The sequence below is a fragment of the Herbidospora yilanensis genome (assembly GCF_001570565.1).
Lineage (GTDB): Bacteria > Actinomycetota > Actinomycetes > Streptosporangiales > Streptosporangiaceae > Herbidospora > Herbidospora yilanensis.
Genome location: NZ_BBXE01000045.1, coordinates 18,443 through 37,027 on the forward strand (window position 1 = coordinate 18,443; position 18,585 = coordinate 37,027).

General features: G+C 70.2%; 18 protein-coding genes. 9 read left to right on the forward strand and 9 right to left on the reverse strand.

Going from position 1 to position 18,585, the window contains the following annotated elements:
* Positions 1 to 12: 12 nt before the first annotated feature.
* Entirely contained in the window at positions 13 to 828 is an 816-nt protein-coding gene (locus tag AW273_RS36745; protein WP_198168480.1) for a hypothetical protein, read from the reverse strand.
* A 206-nt stretch (positions 829 to 1,034) separates the two neighbouring features.
* Between AW273_RS36745 and AW273_RS32670 the strand changes: the two genes are divergently transcribed.
* Both AW273_RS32670 and AW273_RS32675 read left to right on the forward strand, forming a co-directional pair.
* A complete protein-coding gene (locus AW273_RS32670; RefSeq protein WP_062356882.1) occupies positions 1,035 to 1,940 on the forward strand; it encodes an ABC transporter ATP-binding protein in 906 nt (301 codons plus the stop codon).
* Complete coding sequence (locus tag AW273_RS32675) at positions 1,937 to 2,983, forward strand: ABC transporter permease (RefSeq protein WP_232327711.1); 1,047 nt, start codon at positions 1,937 to 1,939, stop codon at positions 2,981 to 2,983. Before AW273_RS32670 ends, AW273_RS32675 begins: the two co-directional genes overlap by 4 nt.
* A gap of 61 nt (positions 2,984 to 3,044) precedes the next feature.
* Here the strand turns inward: AW273_RS32675 and AW273_RS32680 are convergent, their stop codons facing one another.
* The 3 genes from AW273_RS32680 to AW273_RS32690 form a co-directional block, all read right to left on the reverse strand.
* Complete coding sequence (locus AW273_RS32680; protein WP_062356885.1) at positions 3,045 to 3,584, reverse strand: DUF11 domain-containing protein; 540 nt, start codon at positions 3,582 to 3,584, stop codon at positions 3,045 to 3,047.
* 100 nt (positions 3,585 to 3,684) lie between these two features.
* Positions 3,685 to 4,662, reverse strand: a complete 978-nt coding sequence (locus tag AW273_RS32685) for an S-adenosylmethionine:tRNA ribosyltransferase-isomerase (protein WP_062356888.1) — start codon at positions 4,660 to 4,662, stop codon at positions 3,685 to 3,687.
* Positions 4,659 to 5,321 (reverse strand): SDR family NAD(P)-dependent oxidoreductase, encoded by a 663-nt coding sequence (locus AW273_RS32690; protein WP_062356891.1) that lies wholly within the window; start codon positions 5,319 to 5,321, stop codon positions 4,659 to 4,661. Before AW273_RS32690 ends, AW273_RS32685 begins: the two co-directional genes overlap by 4 nt.
* Positions 5,322 to 5,411: 90 nt before the next feature.
* Here AW273_RS32690 and AW273_RS32695 point away from each other — a divergent pair, with 90 nt between their 5' ends.
* Together AW273_RS32695 and AW273_RS32700 are read left to right on the forward strand one after the other, a co-directional pair.
* Positions 5,412 to 6,524: a GAF domain-containing sensor histidine kinase gene (locus AW273_RS32695; RefSeq protein ID WP_062356893.1), complete on the forward strand. Its 1,113-nt coding sequence runs from the start codon at positions 5,412 to 5,414 to the stop codon at positions 6,522 to 6,524.
* Positions 6,521 to 7,123, forward strand: coding sequence for a response regulator (locus AW273_RS32700; protein ID WP_062356896.1), 603 nt, complete (start codon positions 6,521 to 6,523; stop codon positions 7,121 to 7,123). The genes AW273_RS32695 and AW273_RS32700 overlap by 4 nt, the downstream gene beginning before the upstream one ends.
* Before the next feature lie 4 nt (positions 7,124 to 7,127).
* Here AW273_RS32700 and AW273_RS32705 read toward each other — a convergent pair whose 3' ends face one another.
* On the reverse strand, positions 7,128 to 7,805 hold the full coding sequence (locus tag AW273_RS32705) for a hypothetical protein (protein WP_157556402.1): 678 nt from the start codon (positions 7,803 to 7,805) through the stop codon (positions 7,128 to 7,130).
* 120 nt (positions 7,806 to 7,925) lie between these two features.
* Here AW273_RS32705 and AW273_RS32710 point away from each other — a divergent pair, with 120 nt between their 5' ends.
* Entirely contained in the window at positions 7,926 to 10,703 is a 2,778-nt protein-coding gene (locus tag AW273_RS32710) for a WD40 repeat domain-containing serine/threonine protein kinase (RefSeq protein ID WP_083950224.1), read from the forward strand.
* Here AW273_RS32710 and AW273_RS32715 read toward each other — a convergent pair.
* Positions 10,700 to 11,425 (reverse strand): Rv1486c family protein, encoded by a 726-nt coding sequence (locus AW273_RS32715; RefSeq protein ID WP_198168481.1) that lies wholly within the window; start codon positions 11,423 to 11,425, stop codon positions 10,700 to 10,702. The two genes, AW273_RS32710 and AW273_RS32715, sit on opposite strands and share 4 nt — an antisense overlap.
* 60 nt (positions 11,426 to 11,485) lie before the next feature.
* On the opposite strand from AW273_RS32715, the gene AW273_RS32720 reads away from it, so the two are divergent.
* From AW273_RS32720 to AW273_RS32735, 4 genes are all read left to right on the forward strand, one after another.
* Positions 11,486 to 12,274: an ABC transporter ATP-binding protein gene (locus tag AW273_RS32720; RefSeq protein WP_030456193.1), complete on the forward strand. Its 789-nt coding sequence runs from the start codon at positions 11,486 to 11,488 to the stop codon at positions 12,272 to 12,274.
* A 76-nt stretch (positions 12,275 to 12,350) separates the two neighbouring features.
* Positions 12,351 to 13,286, forward strand: coding sequence for an SPFH domain-containing protein (locus tag AW273_RS32725; RefSeq protein WP_062356904.1), 936 nt, complete (start codon positions 12,351 to 12,353; stop codon positions 13,284 to 13,286).
* A 94-nt stretch (positions 13,287 to 13,380) separates the two neighbouring features.
* Positions 13,381 to 14,127, forward strand: coding sequence for a sulfite exporter TauE/SafE family protein (locus AW273_RS32730; RefSeq protein WP_062357025.1), 747 nt, complete (start codon positions 13,381 to 13,383; stop codon positions 14,125 to 14,127).
* A 41-nt stretch (positions 14,128 to 14,168) separates the two neighbouring features.
* Positions 14,169 to 14,396 carry a DUF8836 family protein gene (locus AW273_RS32735; protein ID WP_030456190.1) on the forward strand — a complete coding sequence of 76 codons (228 nt, stop codon included), beginning with the start codon at positions 14,169 to 14,171 and terminating at the stop codon, positions 14,394 to 14,396.
* Here the strand turns inward: AW273_RS32735 and AW273_RS32740 are convergent.
* From AW273_RS32740 to AW273_RS32750, 3 genes are read right to left on the reverse strand one after another with little or no spacing between them, the layout of a single operon-like run.
* A complete protein-coding gene (locus AW273_RS32740) occupies positions 14,380 to 15,288 on the reverse strand; it encodes a Rieske (2Fe-2S) protein (protein WP_062356907.1) in 909 nt (302 codons plus the stop codon). The two genes, AW273_RS32735 and AW273_RS32740, sit on opposite strands and share 17 nt — an antisense overlap.
* Before the next feature lie 48 nt (positions 15,289 to 15,336).
* A complete protein-coding gene (locus AW273_RS32745) occupies positions 15,337 to 15,939 on the reverse strand; it encodes an HD domain-containing protein (RefSeq protein WP_062340523.1) in 603 nt (200 codons plus the stop codon).
* 23 nt (positions 15,940 to 15,962) lie between these two features.
* On the reverse strand, positions 15,963 to 18,065 hold the full coding sequence (locus AW273_RS32750; protein WP_062356910.1) for a molybdopterin-dependent oxidoreductase: 2,103 nt from the start codon (positions 18,063 to 18,065) through the stop codon (positions 15,963 to 15,965).
* Positions 18,066 to 18,585 lie beyond the last annotated feature (520 nt).

Genomic DNA, 18,585 nt, shown 5'->3' on the forward strand with positions numbered 1-18,585 from the left:
CGTACTTCACCGTCAACGGCTGAGCGTCGCCATTCGCAGCGGCGGCGTGTGGTTGACGAACGGCGAGCAGTTGCCGGGCCACGCCGGGTTCATGCCGGTGCCCGGCGTCGGGTTGACCGTGCACGACGTCTGCCGGATCTGGCCGGTGGCGCTGACGACGGTGACGTGCAGGTCGTTACCCATGACGGCCAGGGAGACCCCGGTCACGTCGCCCGGGTACCCGGGAACCGCGCTGATGTTGTTCCAGAACGGGTTGGTCCGCGGGTCGCGGATCAGCGTGGAGCCGTCACCGGGGGCGTACCCGATGAACTTGTTGTTGCCCTGGAAGGCGGTGTCGATCGAGGTGCCCGAGCGTCCGGGCGGGCCCTGCTCACCGGGCGGGCCCTGCATTCCGGGCGGGCCGGGAGGGCCCTGGACTCCGGGCGGGCCCTGGACTCCGGGCGGGCCCTGCATTCCGGGCGGGCCGGGAGGGCCCTGCGTTCCAGGAGGTCCGGGCTCCCCCTGCATTCCGGGCGGGCCGGGAGGGCCCTGCATTCCGGGCGGGCCGGGAGGTCCGGGAGGGCCGGGAGGGCCGGGACGGCCCTTGCAGATCACGCACGGCGGCTTGGGCTTGTGGTGGTGGTGCCACCGGTCGCAGTTCCAGTGGTTGCAGCTGGACGTCTGCGCCTCGGCCACGTACTGCGGCGTGACCGCCTGGGCCTCGCTCGCCTGGGCCGGCGTCGCCATGGAGAGGAGACCGCCGGTCATCAGCGCCGCCGTCGCCACGGCGGTCGCGAGCGACCCCTTGGCCGGCGGGCACGAAGACCCGATCCTGAATCGGTGAATCACTGTGTTTCTCCTGGGTTGTCTGAGAGAAGCGCCCCACACGTTCGGCCCCGCAGGGGCGCAAGATCAGAAATACCCGTGAACGCGTGTGAATCCTGAGACAGCGGTTACTGATAGTGCAAAATCAATACGCCGGGGCTGGAAGAGGCTTTTGTGGCAGCTCGGGGCGAATCGCCCGCCGACCTTCACGCCTGGGTAGTCTTCGCCCCATGGGGTCCACGATCATCGTCAATGATCTGCGCAAACACTATGGTCAGGTGCGCGCCGTCGACGGCGTCTCCTTCTCCGTCGAACAGGGCGAGTTCTTCGGCATCCTGGGCCCGAACGGCGCCGGGAAGACCACCACCCTGGAGATCGTCGAAGGGCTCCGCGAGGCCGACTCCGGCACCGTCGAGATCCTGGGCATGCGCCCCTGGCCCCGCAACCCCAAGCTGCTGACGCGCATCGGCGTACAACTCCAGGCGACCTCGTTCTTCGAGCGGCTCACCGCCCGCGAGCAGATCAGGACCTTCGCCTCCCTGTACGGCGTCGCCGCCAAGAAGGCCGACGAGATGCTCGCCCAGGTCGGGCTGGAGGACAAGGCCGACACTCCGGCCGAACGGTTGTCGGGCGGCCAGGGGCAGCGGCTCTCCATCGCCTGCGCCCTCGTCCACGACCCCGACATCGTCTTCCTCGACGAGCCGAGCGCCGCCCTCGACCCGCAGGCCCGGCGCAACCTGTGGGACCTGCTGCGCCAGATCAACGACAACGGCCGCACGGTCGTGCTGACCACCCACTACATGGACGAGGCCGAGTCGCTCTGCGACCGCGTCGCCATCATGGACGACGGCCGCATCCTCGAACTCGGCCCGCCGGCCTCCCTGGTCAGGGGCCTGGAGTCGGTCACCAGGATCAGCCTGGAGACCGGCACGCTGAGCGTCGAGTCGGCCGCCGAGATCGCCGGCCCCGGCGCCTCCGTCGACGACGACGGCGTGTCGGTCACCATCGGCACCGACGACCCCGCGCGGGTGCTGACCGCGCTGGCCGAACGCAACCTGCTCACCGGCATCCAGGTGCGCGGTGCCACCCTCGAAGACGTCTTCCTCAACCTCACCGGACGGGAGTACCGCGCGTGACCGCGTTCACGTCCCTGTCGCGGGCGATGTTGCTCGGATGGTTCCGCGACCGGTCGGCCCTGTTCTTCTCCATCCTGTTCCCGCTGATGTTCCTGGTCCTGTTCGGCGGCGTCTTCGGCGACATGGGCACCTCCAGGCTGGCGGTGATCCAGGTCGGCCAGGTGCCGCTGCTGGAGCAGGGCGCGGCCGGGTTGGGCGAGGTACTGGAGATCCAGAAGAGCGACGACCCGGCCGCCGCGCGGGAGAAGGTCAAGGAGGGCGACGTCGTCGCGGCGATCAGCCAGCAGGGCGACACCCTCCAGGTCTCCTACTCGGCCGCCGACCAGGTGCGGTCGGGCACCGTCCAGGGTGTGCTGCGGCAGGTCGTCAGCCAGGCCAACGCCGCCGGGGTGCCGCAGCGCTTCACGATGACCGCCCAGCAGGTCGAGGACGACTCGCTGAAGGCGATCCAGTACGTCACCCCCGGCCTGCTGAGCTGGGCGGTCGCCATGGGCGCCGCGTTCGGCGCGGCGGCGACGCTGGTCACCTGGCGGGAGAAGCGCATCCTGCGCCGGTTGCGGCTGGCCCCGGTCGCGCTCGGGTCGGTCGTGGGCGCGCGGGTCGGCGTCAGCGTCGCCATCGCCCTGATCCAGACCGCGATCTTCCTGGTGGTCGCCTCGTTGCCGTTCTTCGGGCTCCAGTTGTCGGCCTACTGGTGGATGTCGATCCCGCTGATCATCGCGGGCACCCTGACGTTCATGGCGATCGGCCTGGTCGCGGGCGGGCTGGCCAAGTCGGCGGAGGCCGCGGCGGGCATCTCGAACCTGATCGTGTTGCCGATGGCGTTCCTGTCGGGCTCGTTCATCCCGCTGGACGCCGCGCCCGGCTGGCTCCAGACGTTGTCGAACGTCTTCCCGCTCAAGCACCTCAACCAGGGCCTGCTCGACGTGATGGTGCGCGGCCAGGGGCCGTTGTCGGTGCTGCCCGAACTGGGCATCGTGCTGGCGTTCGGGCTGGCCATCAGCCTGATCGCGATGAAGGTGTTCCGCTGGGACACCGTCTAGGAAAACGGGAACCCGCCGTCGCGGCCACGACGGCGGGTTGTGGGGGTGCCTTGGGGTGCTGCTACTTCTTCTTGACCACCGCGGTCTTGACGGTCCGCATCATCTCCCAGCCCTTGAGGTTCTGCTCGCGCAGCCGGGCCCGGTCGAGGTTCTCCGCGCCGGCGGGGATGTCGTAGACCCAGGCGCCGACCTTGCCGGTCTGGGTGCCCTTGGCGGTCTTCTTGAGCTGGAACCGCAGACTCACCCAGGTGGAGTCGCCCACGTCGAGGATGAAGTCGTTGGGGCAGAAGAAGTTGCGTCCGTCGAGGTAGCACTTGAGCTCGTCGCCGGAACCGTAGGAGATCTTCTTCTTGAGGTCGACGTACTTGGGCAGGACGCCGCCGATGTCGAAGTAGTCGGCCGCGTGCGGGCCCTTGTTGGTCACCTCGAAGGTGTAGGTGACGTAGCCACCCGGCTTGGCCTTCTTGGTGTACGACAGCTTCGTGATCTTGAACAGCGACCACGGGTCGTCGGCGGTGGTGGCCGATGCGGAGGCCGGGGCGACTAAGGCCGCCGCGGCCAGCAGGGCGACCCCCGCGATCGCGCGCGTGACAGTGCGCATGTGTTTTTGTCTCCCAATGAACAGACGGGGAGAGAGAAGGAACCCCCGTGATACTCGAAGGGATTTCTTACCATTCCGCGGCTGAACCGCGAAAGATCTTTTATGTGTCGATTCGGTGCGTTCCAAGGATGAGGTGGACATCGCCGAACTCGTGCCACAGGTAGCCGTTGTCGAGCGCGGCCTCGTACGACTTCATGACGAGATCGGCGCCCCCGATGGCCGACAACATCATGAGATGGGTGGATCTCGGCTCGTGCAGCCCGGTCAGCAGCCCGTCGACGACCTCGGGCGGGTGCTCCGGCGACACGATCCGCGACGTCCAGCCCTCGTCGTGGGCGGTCTCCAGCGCCCGGACCACCGTCGTGCCGACCGCGATGACCCGGCCCCCGTTCTCCCTGGTCATCGCGACGAGCCGCCGGGTGGCGGCCGGGACGTCGAACCGCTCGGCGTAGGGCGGTTCGTCCTTCTCCGGCGAGGCCACCCCCGTGTGCAGGGTGACCGGCGCGATCGTGATCCCCCGGGCGACCAGGTCGGTGACCAGGCGGGTGGTGAACGGCCGCCCGGCGCTCGGCATCTCGGCGCTGCCGGGGATCCGGCCGAACACGGTCTGGTAGTCGTCGATGGGCCAGTCGCGGTCGACGTAGGAGTAGCGGATCGGCGTGCCGTGCCGCTGCAGGTAGCCGATGACGTCGGTGTCGAGCCGCGCCTTCCACAACCGCGGGGTGAAGCGTTCGACCAGCCGCAGCGTGGCCCCGCCCGGGAGCGGCAGCCACTCGCCCGGTGCGCCTCCCTTGTAGGTGGTGCCCCCCGGGCACCGGAGCTCGACCAGCCACTCCCCCCAGGGCAACTCGGTCGAGAAGTGCACCCAGAGCCGGTCGAGCTTCACGGCGGCCGGGAGGGTGCGCGAGTTGTTCACCACGACCAGATCCCCGGGGTCGAGCAGTTCGGGCAGGTCGGTGAAGGTGTGATGGGTGATCGCACCGGTCCGCCGGTCGGAGACCATGAGCTTGACCGAGTCGCGGGCCTCGGGCGGCCGGTGGGCCTCGTTGACCGAGGGCAGGGCGAAGTCGATGCTCATGCCAGGCTCCCCCGGGTGTGGCGTCCGCTGGGCCGGCGCTCGCCGACCAGCTTGACGATCAGCGGTGCGACCTCGTCGGGGAGCGGCGCCTCGCCCGCCTCCTGCGGCCCGATCGCGTCGGCCAGCATCCGGGTCCGCATCTCGCCCGGGTCGAGCCACCAGACCGCCACGTCGGGCTCCTCGACGGCCAGCACGTTGGAGATCTGCTCCAGGGCGGCCTTGGAGGCGCCGTACCCGCCCCATCCCTCGTAGGCCTCGACGGCGGCGTCGGAGGAGACGTTGAGCACCGCCCCCTTGCGCCGGCGCAGCGCGGGCAGCACCGCCTGCGTCAGCGCCAGCGGCGCCAGCACGTTGGTCTCCAGCAACCGCCGCAGGACCGGGACGGGATAGTCGCCCAGCGCCGGCAGGGGCACGGCCCCCAGCCCACTGGCGTTGTTCACCAGCAGATCCAGGTCCGGTACGGCCTCCGCCAGCCTCTCCCGGTGCGCGGGATCGGCCACGTCCCCCGCGATCGCGGTCGCGCCCAGGCGCTCGGCCGCCTCGGCGAGGTCGTCGGCGCCGCGGGCGGTCAGGGTCAGCCGCCACCCGTCCTTGGCGAGCTCGGTGGCCAGCGCCAGCCCGAGCCCCCGGGAGGCGCCGGTGATCAGTGCGTTCTTCATGGCTCAACGCTAGGAATTCCGGCGTTCGACCACATCGGGCCCGAGACCGGCCGGTCCTAGGCCTTCCGGGCTAGGACTTAGGGTTGCGGCATGCGGGAAAGTCAGGACGCCCTGCTGAACGCCGTCAGCGCCGCCGTCCTCGCGGTCACCCGGCACCTCTCCCCACGGGAGGTGTTGCAGGTCATCGTGCGCTCGGCCAGGGAGCTCCTCGACGCCCGCTATGCCGCACTCGGCGTGCCCGACGACGACGGGTCGTTCGCCGAGTTCGTCGCCGACGGCATCACGCCCGAGCAGTGGGAGGCCATCGGGCCCACCCCGCGCCAGCACGGCCTGCTGGGCGCGATGTTGCGGGAGGGCACCCCGGTCCGGCTCGGCGACGTGCGCCGCGATCCCCGGTTCGACGGCTGGCCCAAGGCCCATCCCGTGCTGAAAGACTTCCTCGGCGTCCCCATCCAAGACGGCGACCAGGTGCTCGGCATCATCTTCCTGGCCAACAAGGCCTGCGGTCCGTTCACCACCGACGACCAGGACGTGCTGACCCTCTTCGCCGCCCACGCCGCCATCGCGCTGACCAACGCCCGCCTCTACGAACGGGGGCGCGAGCTGACGGTCATCGAGGAGCGCCAGCGCATGGCCCGCGAGCTCCACGACGCCGTCACGCAGAAACTCTTCTCACTGCGGCTGACGGCCCAGGCGGCCAGGGCGCTGCTGGTCACCGACCCCGAACGGGCCGCGCGGGAGCTCGACACCGTCCAGCGGATGGCCGGCGAGGCGCTGGCCGAGCTCAGGGAGGTCATCGTCGAGCTGCGGCCGGCCGAGCTCGACAGCCACGGGCTGGTCGAGACGCTGCGCAAGAACGTCGGGCTGCTCGACCGGCTCCACTCCGCGACGGTCACCTTCGAGGGGCACTTCGAGGGCGAACTCCCGGCCGAGACCGAGGTCGCGGTGCTGCGCGTCGCCCAGGAGGCCCAGCACAACGCGCTGCGCCACTCGGGGTGCGCCTCGTTGCGGGTACGGCTGCGGCGCGACCGCGCCGACCTCGTGCTCGAAGTCGTCGACGACGGCGACGGCTTCGACGGCGAGCCCACCCGGGGCCTCGGGCTCGAATCGATGCGCGACCGCGCGGCCGGAGTCGGTGGCAGGCTTGACGTGATCTCCCGGCCGGGGGCCGGGACGACGGTGAGGATGGTGGTGCCGACATGATCCGGGTGCTGATCGCCGACGACCATCCGATCGTGCGCCAGGGCCTGCGTACGTTCCTTGAGGTCCAGGGCGACATCGAGGTCGTGGCCGAGGCCGGTGACGGCGCCGAGGCCGTCGAACTGGCCCGCGCGCTCACTCCCGACGTGGTGCTGCTCGACCTGAAGATGCCCGTCCTCGGCGGGCTGGGCGCGCTGGCCGAGCTCGACGGGGCCGCGCGGGTGATCGTGCTGACCTCGATGACCGAACGCGGCGACGTCGCGCCCGCGATGCGGGCCGGGGCGGCGGGCTTCCTCTACAAGGACGTCGACCCGGCGGCGCTCGTGTCGGCCATCAGGGCCGTCCACGGCGGGCAGGTCGCGCTGGCGCCCGAGGCGGCCGAGGCGATGCTCGCGCCGTCGTCCGAGGCGGTGGCGCTGACCGACCGGGAACGCGAGGTGCTGGCGCTGATCGCCGGCGGGCGGTCGAACCGGGAGATCGCGCGGGCGCTCGACGTGGCCGAGAAGACCGTCAAGACGCATGTGTCCAACGTGCTGATGAAGCTGGGCGTACAGGACCGGACTCAAGCGGCCCTGTACGCCGTGCGGCACGGATTGGCCTAAGCCGTCAGGTGCCCTTCTTGCGGTTGCGCGTGGGAGCCCGGTCGGGCTTCGGCGGGGGCGGGGGCGGCGGCACGTAGACCTGCTTGGTGCTCTTCTTCTTGACCGAGGGGGCGACGATCTGGGTCTTCACGGTCTTGGTGTAGATCCAGCCCTTGATGCCCAGGTCGCGAAGGCGCTTCTCGTCGAGGTCGCCGGCGCCCGAGGGCACGTCGAAGGTCATGCCGCCGAGCTTGGCGGTGGCGGTGCCGCGGGTCTTCTTGTTCAGGGTGACCTGGATCGTCAGCCACGTGGTGTCGGTCTGCCAGTCCTCTTCGGGGTCGGGGTAGAGGATGGGCGGCGGCCAGCACCAGAACTCGTTGCCCTCCCACGTGCACGTGGTGTTCTTCGGGCCGTTCCACTTCAGGGTGCTGATGATGCCCTTCGGCAGGATGCCCCCGATGTAGTAGTAGTCGGCGCTGTACGGGCCGAGGTTGGTGATCTCGAAGTAGTAGGTGATCTTGGCCCCGGCCTTCACCTTCTTCGGATAGACGACGTTGTGCACCTTGAAGGTGGCGTAAGGAGCCTTCTTCGCGGTGACGCCCTTGGCGGCGCTCGCCAAGGCGGGCGCGGCGCTCGCCGGAACGCTCACCGCGAGCGGCGCTAAGAGCACGAGTCCGGCGACGATGCCGGAAGTTGGGCGCATGGAGTTCTCCGTTGGACAAGACATGGCAATCCCCGTATGTCTAGACCATTATCACTTTGGAACGGTTGAGCACTACTACACTTCGCGTAGAGTTGATCGTTTGTACGGGGGAGCACCGTCGTGTCGCAGACTTCGCCATTACGGCCTGGCGACCCAACTGAGCTGGGGGTTTACCGCATCGATGCGCGCCTTGGGGAGGGCGCGCAGGGTGTCGTGTACGCCGGGACCGCACCCGACGGGAGCCCGGTCGCGATAAAACTGTTGCGAGTCACGGACGCGATCGACGCAGACTCGTTTCTCCGCGAGGTGTCCGCCGCGCGGCGGGTCGCGCAGTTCTGCACCGCCCAGGTCCTCGGCGCCCACATGGACGGCGACCGGCCCTACATCGTGTCCGAGCTCGTCGACGGCGTCTCGTTGCAGCGGGTCGTCCAGCAGGAGGGCCCCCGCACCGGCGGCAACCTCCACCGGCTGGCCGTCGGCACCATCACCGCCCTGGCGGCCATCCACCGGGCCGGGATCGTCCACCGCGACTTCAAGCCGTCGAACGTGCTGCTGGCCCAGGACGGGCCGCGCGTGATCGACTTCGGCATCGCGCGGGCGCTCGACTCGTCGTCGACCCTGTCGAGCGGGGTGGTCGGGACACCGGCGTACATGTCGCCCGAGCAGATCGAGGCCAAGCGCGTCGGGCCGCCGTCCGACATGTTCAGCTGGGCCGTGACGATGTTCTACGCGTCGACCGGCCGGCCCGCCTTCGGCCACGACAGCCTGCCCGCCGTGCTCTACCGCGTCATGAACGACACCCCCGACGTCTCGACGCTGCCCGACCTGCTGCGCCCCATCGTCGAGGCCAGCCTCGACAAGCAGGCCGAGAACCGCCCCACCGCGAGCGAGGCCCTCTTCGCCCTCCTCGACCACCAGGTCGACGACGACCTCGACAAGTCCCTCCTGGCCGGCCTCAACGCCGCGTCGAAGAAGAAGGAGGCGGCGGAGAAGCCCGCGGATCCGGCCGGCCCGGGTTTCGCGCCGCCCGACCCGCAGGCGCCCCACCTGCGGCCACCGGCCCAGAGCTTCCCGCCTCCGGGCCATCAGGGCCAGCCGGGTCATCCGCAGGGTCCCGGTCAGAGCTTTCCGCCCCCGGGCTATCAGGGTCAGCCGGGTCATCCGCAGGGTCCCGGTCAGAGTTTCCCGCCCCCCGGTTACCAGGGCCAGCCGGGTCATCCGCAAAGTCCGGGACAGAGTTTCCCGCCTCCGGGCTATCAGGGTCAGCCGGGTCATCCGCAGGGTCCGGGTCAGAGCTTTCCGCCTCCGGGCTATCAGGGTCAGCCGGGTCACCCGCAGAGTCCCGGTCAGAGCTTTCCGCCGCCGGGCTACCCGCAGGGCCCTGGATACCCGCAGGGCCCGCCGCAGCCGGGTCCCGCTCAGGGGTACCCGCCGCCCTACCACCAGCAGCCGGGTCAGAGTTTCCCGCCGCCCGGGTACCAGCCGCCCAACGGCGGTGATCCGGCGCCACCGGCCGAGCGGAAGGCGAAGTCCAAGGCCAAGGGCAAGGCGAAGGCCAAGGACACCCCGCCGCCGCCCGCCGATGCCGACGCGACCACCTACCACCCCCGTCCCGACCCGACCGGCGGCTGGCTCGGCGAGGCGCCGCCCACGAAGAGCAGGGCGGGTCTGGTCACCGGGGTTCTCGTCGGTGTGCTCGCGGTGGCGGCGACCGCGCTGTTCCTCGTGCCGAACCTCTTCGACGGCGACGAGGACGACCCCGGGAAGATCCCCGTGGCCGCCCAGGGCGGCGTCACCGGCGCGCCGGTGACCCGGTTGCCGACGACGACCGCCTCGGCCTCGGTCCCGTCGCCGGCGGCGGCCTCGTTGTCCCCGACCACCGCGCCGTCACCGTCCTTGTCACCGTCGCCCAGCCCGCCGCCGACCGCGGCCCCGGTCCCCGCGCTCGGCAAGCAGGACGGCGGTTCCCTGACCGGGCACCGGAGCTCGATCTACTCCGTCGCCGTGGGAGGCGACGCGGACAACCCGATCGTCGTCACCGCCAGCGTCGACCGGTCGGTCCGGATGTGGAGCGCCGAGTCGCACAAGGCGCTCGGCAAGCCGATCTACGCCCACGGCGACTGGGTCTACGCCGTCGCCACCGCCGAGGTCAACGGCCGTCCGCTCGCCGTCACCGGCAGCCGCGACGGCTCGGTCCGCGTCTGGGACGTCGAGAAGCGCAAGGCCGTCGGCGGCGGACTGTGGGGGCACGGCAACTCCGTCTACACGGTCGCCATGGGCAAGGTCGGCAGCAAGTGGGTGGCCGCCTCCGCCGGCGCCGACGGCCGGATCCGGTTGTGGGACCTGAAGACCCGCCAGCCCATCGGCGGCGGCATCAGGGCACACAAGGACGTCATCAACTGGCTGGCCTTCGGCAAGGTCGGCGACAAGACGGTCATCGTCTCGGCCAGCGAGGACAAGAGTCTCAAGGTCTGGGACGCCTCGTCCGGCAAGCAGTACGGCAAGACCTTCAGGGGCCACGGCAAGCCCGTCTACTCCGTCACCACCGGCGAGGTCGACGGCAAGGCGGTGGCCATCTCGGGCGGCGAGGACAAGAAGGTCCGCGTCTGGGACCTGAAGACCGGCAAGCAGATCGGCGAGAGCCTCACCGGCCACAAGGACAACGTCTACTCGCTGGCCTACCGCGAGATCGGCGGCCACCCGATGGCGGTCTCCGGCTCCACCGACGGCACGCTCCGGATGTGGGACCTGGAGAAGTCGGAGGAGGTCGGCAAGCCGGTGAAGGCCCACGACGGCAAGAACGTCTACTCGGTCGGGTTCGCCGAGGTCGACGGCCGGACGGTCGTCGTCTCGGCCGGGGAGGACAAGCGGGTCAGGTTCTGGAAGCTGGAGAGCTAGGCGCGAAGTTGTTCGAGGATCGCGTGGTGGGCGGCGACCCGCGCCCGGCGTACCGCGTGGTCGAGGGCCTTCAGCGCCTCGCGGCGCGCGGCGACCTGGCCGGAGGTCAGCCCGCGCTCCTCGGCCAGCCGCAGCGCGAGCGCGAGGCGGGCCGCGAGGTGGCCGACGCGGTGGGCGCGGCCGGGATAGCCGGGCGCCAGCGCGCCGTCGACGTGGTCGAGCGCCGGGAAGCCCTGCATGGGCCCGTCGACCGAGGTCAGCGCGTCGGTCGCCGACCGCATCGCGGCCGACAGGGCGCGCTCGGCGTCGGCGAGCTGCGGCACGTCGGCGTCGGCGACGTGGGCGTCGTGGACGGTCCACCGGATGCCCGAGTAGGACGAGCCGCGCCGGTCGGGGGAGGGCACCAGCCCGAACCGCCGGGCGCCGAGCACCGCGATGACCGCCTGCCCCGCTTCGAGCGCGGCGCCGTTGAAGACCGGCGGCCCGGTGAGGCCGAGAAGGTCGCCGGGGATGGGCAGCGCCAGCCGGAACGACGACAAGCCCGTCGCCCGCAGCTCCGCGAGGAAGACGCGCAGCGGCGACTCGCCAGTGATATCCGTCACGATCTGTGGACCGGCCGACCGCTCAAGGGCGTCGACGGCGTCGTCGAGACCGGCGTGGCCGGTCAGCCAGGCGTTCCCCCAGGAGACGAGGGCCGCGGAGATCGGTGAATCGGTGCGCACCCCAACCACGATAAGGCAATAGATTTTACGCGGACGGATTCGGACGTGAGGGGGATCGTCGTGGGCGGTCAGGTGCTCAACATGCGTGGCGTCGCCATCCGGCGCGACGGCGCGATCCTGGTGCGCGACATCGACTGGGCGGTGGCCGAAGACGAACGCTGGGTGGTGATCGGCCCCAACGGCGCCGGCAAGACCACGCTGCTGCAGATCGCCGCCGCGCTGCTGTTCCCCACCGACGGCCACGTCGACATCCTGGGCGAGCGCCTGGGTCAGACCGACGTGTTCGAGCTGCGTCCCCGCATCGGCCTGGCCAGCTCGGCGCTGGCCGAGAAGGTCCCGCCGGAGGAGAAGGTCATCGACCTCGTGCTGACCGCCTCCTACGCCATCCTCGGCCGCTGGACCGAGGAGTACGACTCCCACGACGTCACCCGCGCCGTCGAGCTGATCGACCAGCTCGGCTGCGCCCACCTGATCCGCCGCCGGTTCGGCACCCTGTCGGAGGGCGAGCGCAAGCGTGTCCAGATCGCCCGCGCCCTGATGCCCGACCCCGAGCTGCTGCTGCTCGACGAGCCGGCCGCCGGGCTCGACGTCGGCGCCCGCGAAGACCTGGTGAGGCGCCTTTCCCAGCTCGCGCAAGACCCGAAGGCGCCCACGATGGTGCTCGTCACCCACCACGTCGAGGAGATTCCGGCCGGGTTCACCCACGCGCTGATGCTCCGGCATGGTTCGATCGTCGCCCAGGGCCCGATCGACTACGTGATGACCGGCGACAACCTGTCGAAGACGTTCGGGGTGCCCTTGGGGCTGGAGAGGAACGCGTCCGGTCGTTGGTACGCCCGGCCATTCTGATATTTCGTTCTTTTTCCTCTTGTAAAGCGTCGCCCAAATATCATTTACTCCAGTCGTCACAGACTGGAGTGGACCCATGACCCAGCTCGTCATCACCCTCGTCGTGGTCTTCCTCGCCGCGTTCGCGCTGGCCCGGACGATTCGGATCGTGCCGCAGGCGACGGCGAGAATCGTCGAACGATTCGGTCGATATCACCGCACTCTGAACGCGGGGCTGAACATCGTCGTGCCGTTCATCGACCGCATCAAGGTCGAGGTCGACCTGCGCGAACAGGTGGTGACGTTCCCTCCCCAGCCGGTCATCACGTCCGACAACCTGGTCGTCTCCATCGACACGGTCATCTATTTCCAGGTGACCGATCCGAAGGCGGCGACGTACGAGATCGCGAGTTTCATCGTCGCGGTCGAGCAGTTGACCGTGACGACCCTGCGCAACGTGGTCGGCGGAATGGACCTCGAACGCACGCTGACCTCCCGCGAGGAGATCAACACCGAGCTGCGCGGGGTGCTCGACGACGCGACCGGCCGCTGGGGCATCCGGGTCAACCGGGTCGAGCTGAAGGCCATCGACCCGCCCGCCTCCATCCAGGACTCGATGGAGAAGCAGATGCGTGCCGACCGCGACAAGCGCGCCGCGATCCTCACCGCCGAGGGCAACAAGCAGTCGGCCATCCTCACCGCCCAGGGCGAGCGCGAGGCGGCCGTGCTGAAGGCGCGCGGCGAGGCCGAGGCCGTCGTGCTGCGGGCGCAGGCCGAGGCGGAGGCCCGCGCGATGCGGGCCAAGGGCGAGGCCGACGCGATCGGCATGGTCTTCAAGGCCATCCACGACGGCAACCCCGACGAGCGGCTGCTGGCCTACCAATACCTCACGACGTTGCCGCAGATCGCCAAGGGCGACGCGAACAAGTTGTGGATCGTGCCGTCCGAAATGGGCAAGGCGCTGGAGTCGCTCGGCGGCCTTTTCCAGCCGCAGAACAAACCCGACAAGGACCTCCCCGGGAAGCCCTTGTGACCTGACCGGAATTTCCGCCCCCGTGTCCTGAGCTCGGACCGCTGCCGCCTAGGATTCCGTCAGCCGGTACGAGATGAGGATCCGTGACACCGTGTTGACACCGTGGGAAGCGGTCGCGGTGTTCGCGGCCGGGGTCGGGGCGGGCGGCATCAACGCCGTCGTGGGCTCCGGTTCGCTGATCACGTTCCCGACGCTGCTCGCGGTGGGCTATCCGCCGATCGTCGCGAACGTGTCCAACAACATCGGGCTGGTGCCCGGCGGTGTCACCGGCGTGCTCGGCTACCGCGCCGAGCTCCAGGGCCAGCGGGCCCGGCTGACCAGGCTCGCCGTCGCGTCGGTCCTGGGATCGCTGGTCGGCGGGTTCCTGTTGCTCCGGCTCCCGCCACAGGCCTTCAACGTGATCGTGCCGATCCTGATCGCCATCGCGTGCGTGCTGGTGGTCATCCAGCCCCGGGTGGCCGGCTGGATCTCCCATCGCCGCCGCTCGGAGCACGGCGGGCCGTGGCTCTGGCTGGGGGTCTTCGGGGCCGGCATGTACGGGGGCTACTTCGGCGCCGCCCAGGGGGTCGTGCTGATCGGGTTGATGGGGGTGTTCCTCGACGAGGAGCTCCAGCGCCTCAACGCGGCCAAGAACCTGCTGTCGCTGCTGGTCAACTTCACCGCGGCGGTGTTGTTCATCGTGATCGCCGAGGTCGACTGGACCGTGGTCGCGCTGATCGCGGTCGGTTCGGCGATCGGCGGGTTCGTGGGCGCCCGGGTCGGGCGGCGCATCCCGGCACCCGTCCTGCGGGGGGTGATCGTTGTGGTGGGGATCGCGGCGATCGTGAAGTTGTTGACTTGATTTATGCGTACAAATTATCGAAAACGGGTATGAAACCCCATGTGAAAGGCGATCGCGTAGAAATCGTCATCGACGCCGGAGGAACCCCCCGCACCTACGAGGTCATCGCGACGAAGGCCGGCCGCCGGGTCGAGGTGACCACCGGCCGGGGCGTCGTCGAGGTCTCCGAGGTGACCAGGAACGGAACTCCGGTCCGCACCGCCCGGTTCATGCAGAGCCGGGTGCTCGCACTGGTGGAGCACCCGATCGACGCTAACGAGCCGGCCTGACCTGAACCACGCCGTCGCGGCGCACCCTCGTCTCGAACGAGGGCTGCTTCGCCGTCGCCGGGCCGTGCATCACCGCGCCGTCGGCGATCCGGAACACGCTGCCGTGCCACGGGCACACCACGCACGGCTCGCCGTTCTCGACCGTCACGCGGCCCTGGTGCAGCGGCCCGGCCAGATGGGAACACCCGTCGGCCAGCACCGTCACGCCCTCGCCCAGCCGCAGCACGAACAGGTCGATGTAGCCCAGGCGGCGGGCGACGGGCCGCCCGTTGGGCAGGTCGCTGATCGGGCCGAGGTCGTGCCAGCCGGTCGGCACCAGATGGCTGACCTGCTCGGCGTGGTTGGCCCCCGCGGCGAGCCGGTAGGCCAGGTGGCCGCCCAGATAGGCGCCGGCGCTCGCGGCCATCAGGCCCGCCGTCGCGAAGAACCGCCCGGCCTTCTCGCGCCCGGCGATCCGGAACGCCAGCGAGCCCGCGTAGAGGCCCACGGCGGCGACGTTGGCCAGGGCGTGCACGAAACCCACCCGCTGCTGCTCGCGGTGCAGAGCCGACCAGTCGGTGACCCCCGCCGCGGCGGTCGGCAGCGCGGTCGCCAGGCCGGCGGCCAGGACGGTCCGGGCGGCCATGGGGTCGGCCTTGGTGGCGTCGAGGATGGCGGTGGCCGCGAAACAGCCCACGGCCACAGTCGCCAGCGGCGGGTGCACCGGGTGGCCGATCGGCACGCCGTGGAGCGCGTCGCGCACCCAGCCGGGCCCGATCCGCGCCCTGACCGCCTTCGCGAGCCCCCTGATCGGCCGGTCGAGCGTCGTCGCGTGTTCGAGCCGGTCCAGGAGATCGCCGCCGCCATTGCCGATTTTGCGTGGCTTCGCGGACTTCTCGGTTGATCTGTCCATCGATGTCACCCCCTGACACGACGTACCCGGACTGTCAGGAGACGAACATCATCGGGCGAGGTGACCTCTGAGCACCGACGTCTCCACCAGATCGTGGGCGTATGCCCCCAGGGTGGGGGAGCCCTCCTCGATGATCGCCACGTTGGCGAGCACCTGGGAGGCGGTGACCTTGTAGAGGGCCCAGGTGCCGCCGTCGTTGTGGTGGTTGGCCATGATCGGCGCGAGCCGGTCGAGGGCCTTGGCGTAGCGGGCCTCGGGGGTCTGCCGGGCCTCGAACTCGTCCCACAACTCCCGCAGCGGCCCCGCCTGGTCACTCGGCAGCAGCCCGAAGATCCGGTCGGCGGCGGCCCGCTCGGCGGCCTCCTGGGCCTCGACGGCCACCCGGTCGTAGATGAAGGTGTCGCCGGCGTCGATCTCGACGATGTCGTGGACGAGCAGCATGCGCACCACCCGGTCGATGTCGGTGCCCGCCGGGGCGTGCTCGGCCATCACCAGCGCCCAGACGCCGAGCTGCCAGGAGTGCTCGGCGTCGTTCTCGCGGCGCGATCCGTCGATGAGGGTGTTGCGGCGGATGACACGCTTGAGCTTGTCGATCTCCACCACGAAGGCGAGCTGAGCGTCGAGGCGATCCCGGTGCTGCGCGATGGTCACCGCGCCACCTTATTCGGTGGTGATCAAACGCGGCACAGGATCACCGGAACACCGTTGAACACGGCATTCCCGGACAGCGGATCGATGACCTTTTCATCCGTCAGCACGTTGACGTTCACGCCCGCGTTGCCGGCGGCCACCTGTTGCGGCAACCCGTCGTGCCCCCAGCCGTGCGGCAGGCTCACGACGCCCGGCATGATCTTGTCGGTCGGTTCGAGCGGGACGGTCAGTTCGCCCGCCTCCGATCGGATCAGGGCGTGGCCGCCGAGCCCGAGGCGGGCCACGTCGGCCGGGTTGATCTGGAGCGTGCACCGGTTGGTGCCGCCGACGAGCGGCTCGACGTTGTGCAACCACGAGTTGTTCGACCGCAGGTGACGGCGTCCGATGAGGACGAACTCGGGCGCCTCCCGGTCGAGCCGGTCGCGGAGCCGGGCGACGTCCGCGACGATCTCCGGCGGCGCGAGCTCGATCCGCCCCGAGGCCGTGGTGAGGATCTCCGGCAGGCGCGGCTTCAGCGGCCCCAGGTCCAGGCCGTGGGGATGCTCGTCGCGGAGCTTGCGCAGCGTGAGATCGCCGCCGTTCCATTTCCCGTACGGCCCCAGCCGCAACATGGCGTCCAGACGCCGTTCGGCCCCGGTGTCCCCGTCGAGTTCGGCCGGATCGTGGTCGCCGACGAGCTGGGCGATGATCAGGTCGTCGATCCCCGTGACGCCGGAGGCGATCGTGATGAGCCGGGTGAGGATCTCGGCCTCCGACGGCCCGCCGGCCGCCATGACGGGCGGGGAGTAGCGGGCGTAGTCGCGCACCGCGAAGTTCAGCAGCGCGAAGTCGTAGTGGCCGGTGGCCAGCAGCCGGGGCGGCGGCAGGATCACGTTCGCGTGGCGGGTGGTCTCGTTGAGGTAGATGTCGACGCTGACCATGAAGTCGAGCTTGGTCAGGGCGCCGGCCAGCCGTCTCGCGTTGGGCGCCGACGAGGCCGGGTTCCCGGCCACGGTCACCAGGGCCCTGATCCGCCCCTCGCCGGGCGTCTCGATCTCGTCGGCCAGGGTCGCGACGGGCAACTCGCCGTTGGTCTCCTTCAGGCCGCGGACCCGGCTGGTCCACCGTCCGGTCCGGTACGGCTTGCGCCGGCGTGCCCCCTCGGTCGCGGGCGTCGGGAACATGGCCCCGCCCGGACGGTCGAGATTGCCGGTCAGGACGTTGAGGACGTCCACGAGCCACTGCGTCACGGTGCCGAACTCGGCGGTGCAGGTCCCGATGCGGGCGTAGACGGCGGCGGTGGGGGCGGCCGCGAGGGCGCGCGCGAGCCGTACCGTCACCTCGGCCGGGACGCCGCAGGCGGCCTCCACCACCAGCGGCGGGAAGTCCTTGACGGCCGCCTCCACCTCTGCGAGCCCTTCGACCGGCAGCACGACCTTCACCAGGTTCTCGGCGAAGAGCGTGTGCACGATCCCCGCCAGCAGGAACGCGTCGGTGCCGGGCCGGACGAAGACGTGCTCGTCGGCCAGGTCGGCGGTCCGCGTCCGCCGGGGGTCGACCACGACGAGGGTCCCGCCCCGCTTCCGGAGGGCCTTGAGACGCCCGGGGAAGTCGGGCGCGGTGCAGAGCGACCCGTTCGACTCCAGCGGATTGGCCCCCAGCATCAGCAGGAAGTCGGTCCGGTCGAGATCGGGCACCGCGATCGTCATGGGATGCCCGAACATCAACCCCGAGGCGACGTGCTTGGGCATCTGGTCGGCCGTGCTCGCCGAGAAGACGTTCCGGGTGCCCAGCGCCCTGACCAGCGCCCCTCCGTAGAGGGCCCCGGCCATGCTGTGGGCGCTGGGATTGCCCAGGTAGACGGCCCGCTCGGGTCCCGAGATGTCCTTCAGGCCCTTGGCGACGGCCGCGAAGGCCTCCTCCCAGCTCACCTCGCGCCACTGGTCACCCTCGCGAACCAATGGTGCCGACAGCCGGTCGAGGTCTTCGTCGAGCCGCCCGAGCGAGGCCCCCTTGGGGCAGATGAAACCCTTGGAGAAGGGATCGTCACGGTCGCCGGTGACCTTGGTGACGTGGCCACCCTCAAGGGTGATCGTGAGGCCGCAGACGGCCTCACAGAGGGGACAGGTTCGGTGGACGGTCGTCATGGATCTCATCGTGCGCCCGCGAGCAGGAGGGGCGGAAGCCCCAGAACGGAATAAAATTCTGCGGCCCCCGCCGTCGCCCAGACGCCCCCGCGGACCGTCCGGGCCTCCTACTGAGCCGTGCCCGGCGCCCGGTGGGCACGGCCCAGCTCCATGGGTCAGCCGGTCGGCACGAGCCGCCCGGCCTCCTCGACCTCACGAACGACGTCGAAACGGGGATCGCGGTAGACGCGACTCCCGAAACCTCTGCGTGTGGTGGTCCACTCCAGCTCGTAGGCCCAACGATCCTGCGCGGAGCACAACCGACGGTCGGCTCCATCACGGAGCAGTATGAGTCGGGCCTTGCATAGCAAGAGGGCGTTGGTACGGTGGAAGGGCATAGGAGACTCCTTATCGGTGGCTTCGAGTGGAGCTCTCGGGTCGGGTCGTCGGTGGCAGCCTTCGGCCCGGCCTTTTTTCATTGCCGGAAGGTCCTGAGGAGACCGCATCTGTCCGGTTGATGATCTTCTATGGACCTTTCTGT